The 6,567-nt window shown below is 45.5% G+C and carries 6 protein-coding genes; 1 reads left to right on the plus strand and 5 read right to left on the minus strand.

The window, feature by feature from the left end; genetic code table 11:
* Positions 1-51: 51 nt before the first annotated feature.
* Together thiO and QUB66_RS12905 are read right to left on the minus strand one after the other, a co-directional pair.
* On the minus strand, positions 52-1,149 hold the full coding sequence (gene thiO / locus QUB66_RS12900) for a glycine oxidase ThiO (RefSeq protein ID WP_332968115.1): 1,098 nt from the start codon (positions 1,147-1,149) through the stop codon (positions 52-54).
* Positions 1,150-1,339: 190 nt separating this feature from the next.
* Positions 1,340-1,678 carry a 2Fe-2S iron-sulfur cluster-binding protein gene (locus tag QUB66_RS12905; RefSeq protein WP_194013118.1) on the minus strand — a complete coding sequence of 113 codons (339 nt, stop codon included), beginning with the start codon at positions 1,676-1,678 and terminating at the stop codon, positions 1,340-1,342.
* A gap of 115 nt (positions 1,679-1,793) precedes the next feature.
* Here QUB66_RS12905 and cimA point away from each other — a divergent pair, with 115 nt between their 5' ends.
* On the plus strand, positions 1,794-3,407 hold the full coding sequence (gene cimA, locus QUB66_RS12910) for a citramalate synthase (RefSeq protein WP_332968113.1): 1,614 nt from the start codon (positions 1,794-1,796) through the stop codon (positions 3,405-3,407).
* Between the two features lie 262 nt (positions 3,408-3,669).
* Here cimA and QUB66_RS12915 read toward each other — a convergent pair whose 3' ends face one another.
* The 3 genes from QUB66_RS12915 to QUB66_RS12925 form a co-directional block, all read right to left on the minus strand.
* Positions 3,670-5,880 carry a peptidase domain-containing ABC transporter gene (locus QUB66_RS12915; RefSeq protein WP_332968112.1) on the minus strand — a complete coding sequence of 737 codons (2,211 nt, stop codon included), beginning with the start codon at positions 5,878-5,880 and terminating at the stop codon, positions 3,670-3,672.
* A 133-nt stretch (positions 5,881-6,013) separates the two neighbouring features.
* Positions 6,014-6,202, minus strand: coding sequence for a hypothetical protein (locus QUB66_RS12920; RefSeq protein WP_265238196.1), 189 nt, complete (start codon positions 6,200-6,202; stop codon positions 6,014-6,016).
* A 145-nt stretch (positions 6,203-6,347) separates the two neighbouring features.
* The coding region (locus QUB66_RS12925) for a hypothetical protein (RefSeq protein WP_332971240.1) at positions 6,348-6,567 on the minus strand (220 nt) is incomplete at its 5' end.

The raw sequence follows: 6,567 nt of genomic DNA on the forward strand, positions 1-6,567 counted from the left end.
CGCGCTACATAAACGCGGTAAGGTGCGCACTGCGCACCTACAAATAGAGCTTTAAGTAAGTTTTGAAGATGCAAACCTCGCATAATTAAAACCAGCCAATAACGGATCTATTTTTTGATTCCAAATCGAATCAGCCAACAATTTAGCCGTCACCGGAGCCAACAAAATGCCATTGCGATAATGCCCCGTCGCCAGCGTCAAATTCTCCCAAGCACTTGCACCCAAAATCGGCAACTCATCGGTCGTTGCTGGGCGAAATCCCCACCAAAACTCTAGAATCGGATAATTTTGTAATTCGGGATATAACTGCATAGCTCCTGCTAGCAAGCTGTGGATTCCCGCCGCAGTATTTCCCGGAGTGAAATCTACATTTTCGCTAGTTGCACCAATAATAATTCTCCCATCTTGACGCGGCACAATATAAATACCGGTGCCGAATAAAACTGTTTGTAGCGGCTGAGTTATTCCACAATTTTCTGGGACGCATACTGACATCATTTGCCCCTTTCTGGGAAAAATAGGAACATTCAATAACTGCTCAGACCAAGCTCCAGTCGCCAAAACATAATGGTCAGCTTGCAATTTTCCTACCGTTGTTTCAACACCCAAAACTCGGTTTTGCTGCCGAATAATTTCCGCTGCACTGCCTTGAATAATCTCAATTTGCAATTCTTTAGTTGCTGTCTGAAGTGTCCGAAATAAAGCGCGGTTGTCAACTTGAGCGTCGTCAGGATACCACCAACCACCGATTACTTCTTCACCCAATCCAAACTGGTGCTGGCGAATCGCATCTCTGTCCAACCAATGAGAATTAAGGTTTAACAAATGTGGCTGTTCTTGAGGCTGATTTTGACAGACTGGTGCGAGAATGCCCGATCGCCAATACCCCGTTTTCAACCCCGTAATCTCTTCCAGCCGTTCCACCCAGGCAGCATACAGGGAGCGACTTTGCAAGCACAAATCCAGCATCGGACTAGGAGGAATTCGTTCAGCTTGGGGGGCAAGCATTCCGGCTGCCGCCCGCGCCGTCGGTTGTTTAGAATCAGCGGTGAGAACGGCGACAGAAGCCCCTCGCAACTTCAGTTCAACTGCTAGGGAAAGGCCGATAATTCCGCCGCCAATAATCAGAATATCTTGAGATGAATTCATTGACTTTTCTATGGACTTTCTGGCTTTTTTTACCTCTGGGCATTCTTGAGAGTAAGGTGCTGGTGTTCGCACCTTACAGTTAGAATTTTTGCACAATTTTTACATACTCTCGGTGGGGCGATGCTCCTAGCCCGCCCGAAATATGCAATCTAAATGCAGTACAGCTTATCAGCCTTCATCCGCAAAAAATCTATGCTTGCGGTTTCCACACAGTCTCCGAGCCCTGGCCCCAAAAACCGTCATATTTTGTCACCTTAATATCGCCTAAAACCTTAGTTTGGCAGGACAAACGGCGGTTCGATGCCGAAGAATGGGGAGGAAGGGAAAGTCTGGCTTTTTCGCGCCACTCCGGCTCGGAAACTTCACCCTCGATGCTGACGGCGCAGGTGCCGCAAGTGCCTAGCCCGTGACAGTTGATGACTTTGGCGTTACCGTTGTAGAGATCGATGCCGTTTTTGAGTAAAACTTCACGGAGATTCGATTCGCGATCGCACTCAAATGTTTTTCCTTGCGCTTGTACCTTAACCACAGCAATTCACCCCAATTAGATTTATGTTAACTTTCCTATATATTATCGCATTTATTTCAAATAAATTCATCTAATATGATAAGTCATATATTACCAAATTCTCATCGCACTTCCCATGACAAATCGGCTCTGGATCTACGATACCACGCTACGAGACGGTGCTCAGTGCGAGGGACTCTGCCTATCTCTCGAAGATAAACTGCGCATAGCTCGACAGTTAGATAGTTTAGGAATTCCCTTTATTGAAGGCGGCTGGCCGGGAGCTAATCCTAAAGACGTACAGTTTTTTTGGCGGCTCAAAGAAGAGCCGTTAACTCAAGCAGAAGTTGTCGCTTTCTGTTCGACTAGACGGCCGGGAAGGACAGCAGCAAATGATGAAATGTTACAGCCTATTTTGTCCGCAGGTACTCGCTGGGTAACGCTGTTTGGCAAGTCGTGGGATTTGCACGTCATTGAAGGTTTGAAGACGACGCTAGAAGAAAATTTGGCGATGATTCGAGATACAATTGAATATTTACGGAGCCAGGGAAGGCGCGTTATTTACGATGCTGAACACTGGTTTGATGGCTACAAATACAATCCCGATTATGCTCTTCAAACTTTAGCAGCGGCGGCGGATGCCGGTGCAGAATGGCTGGTGCTTTGCGATACTAACGGCGGCACTTTACCCCACGAAGTAACTCAAGTAGTTCGCGATGTTTTAGCATTTTTAGCAACAAAAAGTACAACATTTTTACACTTAGGAATTCACACTCACAACGACTCTGGAGTTGCGGTTGCTAATGCTTTGGCTGCTGTGCAAGAAGGCGTGAAAATGGTGCAGGGAACTATTAACGGTTACGGTGAACGCTGCGGCAATGCTAATTTGTGTTCATTGATTCCTAATTTTCAGCTAAAGTTAGGTTATGATTGTATTCAAAATGAACAGTTAGCCAAATTAACTCAAGTCAGTCGATCTGTCAGCGAAATTGTCAATCTCGCTCCCGATGATCATGCTCCTTTTGTCGGTCTTTCGGCTTTTGCTCACAAGGGCGGAATTCACGTATCAGCGGTTGAAAAAAATCCCTTAACTTACGAACATTTGGAACCTGAAAAAATCGGCAATATCCGGCGAATTGTGATTTCGGATCAAGCTGGTTTGAGTAATGTTTTGGCGAAGGCTAAGACTTTTGGGATTGAGCTCGATCGCAAAAACCCTGCTTGCCGCCAAATTCTGGAAAAATTAAAAGCTTTGGAAAGTCAAGGATATCAATTTGAAGGCGCTGAGGCGAGTTTTGAATTGTTGATGCGGGAGGCTTTGGAACAGCGCCAGCGGTGGTTTGAAATTAAGGGATTTCAAGTACACTGCGATAAGGTTGGCGAAGATTGTACGGCTTTAGCAACTGTCAAATTGTCAGTCAACGGTACAAATATTCTGGAATGTGCGGAAGGAAACGGCCCGGTTTCCGCTTTGGATTCGGCTTTGCGGAAAGCTTTGGTGAATTTTTATCCGGCGATTGCACATTTTTATCTAACAGACTACAAAGTGCGAATTCTCGACTCTGGTGCGGGTACTTCTGCTAAAACTCGCGTTTTATTGGAATCGAGCAACCGCCAGCAGCGGTGGACAACTGTAGGGGTTTCTACTAATATTTTGGATGCTTCTTGTCAGGCGGTTGTTGAAGGTTTGGAGTATGGTTTGGTGCTGGACAATCAAGAGGCGATTCCTTTGGTTTGTCGGGTTCATTAATTAAGAATACCGGGCGGTTAGAAACCGCGTCGATACAAACAAAACCCGCCTCCGCGGGTTGAAGATGATAAAAATACCGGGCGGTTAGAAACCGCGTCGATACAAACAAAACCCGCCTCCGCGGGTTGAAGATGAAGAGTATGCGGTTAAAATTACCTTATTCTCTTCAGTCCGCGGAGGCGGACTTTGTTTGTGTAGGCGCGGTTTCAACCGCCGTCTTATCTTATTGAACCGTATTGATTGTCAACTAACTATAACTTGTTTAAGGATGCAAAAACTCTAAATGATCTCCGGGAACGGATCGCAATTTAGCCGCAGATCCTTGCAGTTTCAACCTGCCGCGTTCTAACATGATAATCCAATCGGCGCGATCGATCACTCGCGGCCTGTGACTGATAAAAATCGTGGTTTTCCCGTGCCGGTACATCAGCAAATTTTCCAAAACTTCCGCCTCGCTGGCGGGGTCTAGCCCTGCGGTAGATTCATCTAAAATCAATACTGGCGGGTTGTTGAGAATGGCGCGGGCGATCGCCAATCTCTGTCTTTGTCCCCCAGAAATATTCGCTCCAAACTCCCCTAAAACAGTTTGATACTTATCAGGTAATTGACTGATAAATTCGTCAGCCCCCGCAATTTTACACACTTTCACAATCTGTTCAAAGCTGGCATCAGGACTGCCCAAATGAAAATTATCTAGAATCGATCTGCTCCAGAAATGCGCTTCTTGGGGAACAAGAACCACCTGCTGTCTGAGACAGTCGAGAGACAAATCCTGCAAGTTGTAACCGCCAATTCTCACATTACCAGATTGCAGCGGATACAGACCAGCAATTACCTTAGCTAACGTACTTTTTCCGCAACCAGAATAACCGATTAAAGCAATTGCTTGACCGCCGGGAAACGTCACAGAGAAATTTTCCAGTAAGTCAAGTCTGCCTGGGTAGTGAAAATTAACACTCTTGCAAACAATTTCGTCACGATCTTGAAGCGTTACCACAGGTTTATTAATATCGCTTTTACTTTCCGGCTCAGCGTCTATAACTTCCGAAAGCCGTTGAGTTGCTGTCTGGACGCGAGCCATTTCATCAGTAGATTCGACCAAGGAAGTCACCCAAGTAGTAACGTTTTGATTCATGCTAATAAAGGCTAGCAACTGACCAATACTCAATACCTTGTCAATCACCAAACCGCTGCCCAACCACAGCAGGGTAATGCTGCCCGCTGAAGCAATAAAACCAGAAAAAATATTGTTGAGAATGCCAATTTGTGTAGTCCGAAAAGTAAGACTCGCTAAGCGACCGAAGCGGCTTTGAAATTCTTCCCAAAGTTGCTGGGCGCTGCTAGTAGTTTTGACAGTCAGCGCGCCTTTAAAGGTTTCTACTAAAACGCCTTGAGTTTCTGCTTCTAGTACAAATAAATTCCGCGTCTTTTGCTGCAATACGGGCAGAAAAACTACTGTAGAGGCAGTCATGAACACAGCGATAACTGTAGCTGCCAGCGTCAGTTCCTTGCTGTAAAATAACATGAAAACAAAAGAAACTACAGCTATAAAAAATTGACTGGGCAAGCTGATAGCAAATTGAGAAACTAATTTATTGATTTCTTGGATATCTTGTAATCTACTGACAATTTCGCCGCTGCGTCTGGTTTCGTAAAAGCTCAAAGGCAATCGCAGGAATTTACGCCCGAATTCCATCACCAATCCCAACTCTAAACGCTGGGAAAATTGAGCAATCAAGTTTGATTGTACTAATCCCAAACTGCTGCTAAATAGGTTCATAACTATAACTGCGATCGCCACACTTGCCAAAAGTTGCGTGTCGCCCCGTACCAAAATGTCGTCGGTGAGCAGTTGTACGAGAAAAGGCGAAGAAATTGACAGCAAACCCAACACCATATTCAGCAACAGTGCTTCCATTAAAAGCTGGCGGTAAATCCAAACCCGGCGCATCCATTTTTGTACTGAATTGGCGGGCGGTTGACCGTCTGCTTCGGCAAAAAATCGATCGGGATCTGGGTCTACTAGCAAGCACAGCCAATCTGTCCAACCTGCCGCTAATTCTTCTTTGGAAATATAGCGCATACCGACAGCCGGATCGCCGATCGCATATTTGTCGCCCTGCTTTCCGTACAAAACAACCCAATGATAACCGCTCCAGTGAATAATTGCCGGCAAAGGTGCTTCATCAATTTTGTCTAAAATAGCAGCGGCTGCTCGCACCGATCGAGCATTAAAGCCCACCGCCTCAGCGCCTTGCTTCAAGCCCAGCAGAGTCGTCCCCTTTTGACCAGTGCCGGCACATTCTCGCAAACGACTAATAGTAAAATTCTGTCCGTAAAATTTGGCGATCGAAGCCAAACAAGCCGCCCCGCAGTCTTCTTCACTCTGCTGGATTACAACCTGGTATTTTTTAAATCTGTTTACTTGTCCGAATAATGGCATTTTGCCGATCAAAGGGATGTTCTTTAACATTTTGCAAATTGAATAATGAGTAGAGCATAATGAACACTACTCCTCACCAACTACCCAATCAGCAAAAAGCACCCATAAAGTTATGGGTGCTTCTCGATCGACAGTTAGAGAGCTGAATTCACAGCCCTAAACTTTAGGAGTAGCCGTAGCGGACTACTCTTCTGAAGGAACCGTCGCAATTCCGGCGGTACACTACCCAACTGCGGCGGCGCCCACGGTTACAGTTGTAGCGATTATTGGCATAATAGTAACCGCCGTTGACACTAGCTGATTCTTCAGGGGTGAGTTCAGCAAACAGTGAATTTTCCTTATTTTCTTGCATGATTTGACTCCTTTCAAGGTTAAAAGTTTTTCACAGAAACTAGAAATTATCTAAAATTTCTACAGCCTTGCTTAAATAAAGCACCATGAAATTATGGGTGCTTTCTCGATCGACAGTTAGAGAGCTGAATTCACAGCCCTAAACTTTAGGAGTAGCCGTAGCGGACTACTCTTCTGAAGGAACCGTCGCAATTCCGGCGGTACACTACCCAACTGCGGCGGCGCCCACGGTTACAGTTGTAGCGATTATTGGCATAATAGTAACCGCCGTTGACACTAGCTGATTCTTCAGGGGTGAGTTCAGCAAACAGTGAATTTTCCTTATTTTCTTGCATGATTTGACTCCTTTCAAGGTTAAAAGTTTTT

The sequence above is a fragment of the Microcoleus sp. A2-C3 genome (assembly GCF_036706065.1).
GTDB lineage: Bacteria > Cyanobacteriota > Cyanobacteriia > Cyanobacteriales > Microcoleaceae > Microcoleus.

What these genes read in the sequence shown, in the direction of transcription:
- thiO (WP_332968115.1), bottom strand. Translation starts at nt 1,149, where the DNA reads ATGAATTCATCTCAAGATATTCTGATTATTGGCGGCGGAATTATCGGC.
- cimA (WP_332968113.1), top strand. Translation starts at nt 1,794, where the DNA reads ATGACAAATCGGCTCTGGATCTACGATACCACGCTACGAGACGGTGCT.
- QUB66_RS12915 (WP_332968112.1), bottom strand. Translation starts at nt 5,880, where the DNA reads ATGTTAAAGAACATCCCTTTGATCGGCAAAATGCCATTATTCGGACAA.
- QUB66_RS12920 (WP_265238196.1), bottom strand. Translation starts at nt 6,202, where the DNA reads ATGCAAGAAAATAAGGAAAATTCACTGTTTGCTGAACTCACCCCTGAA.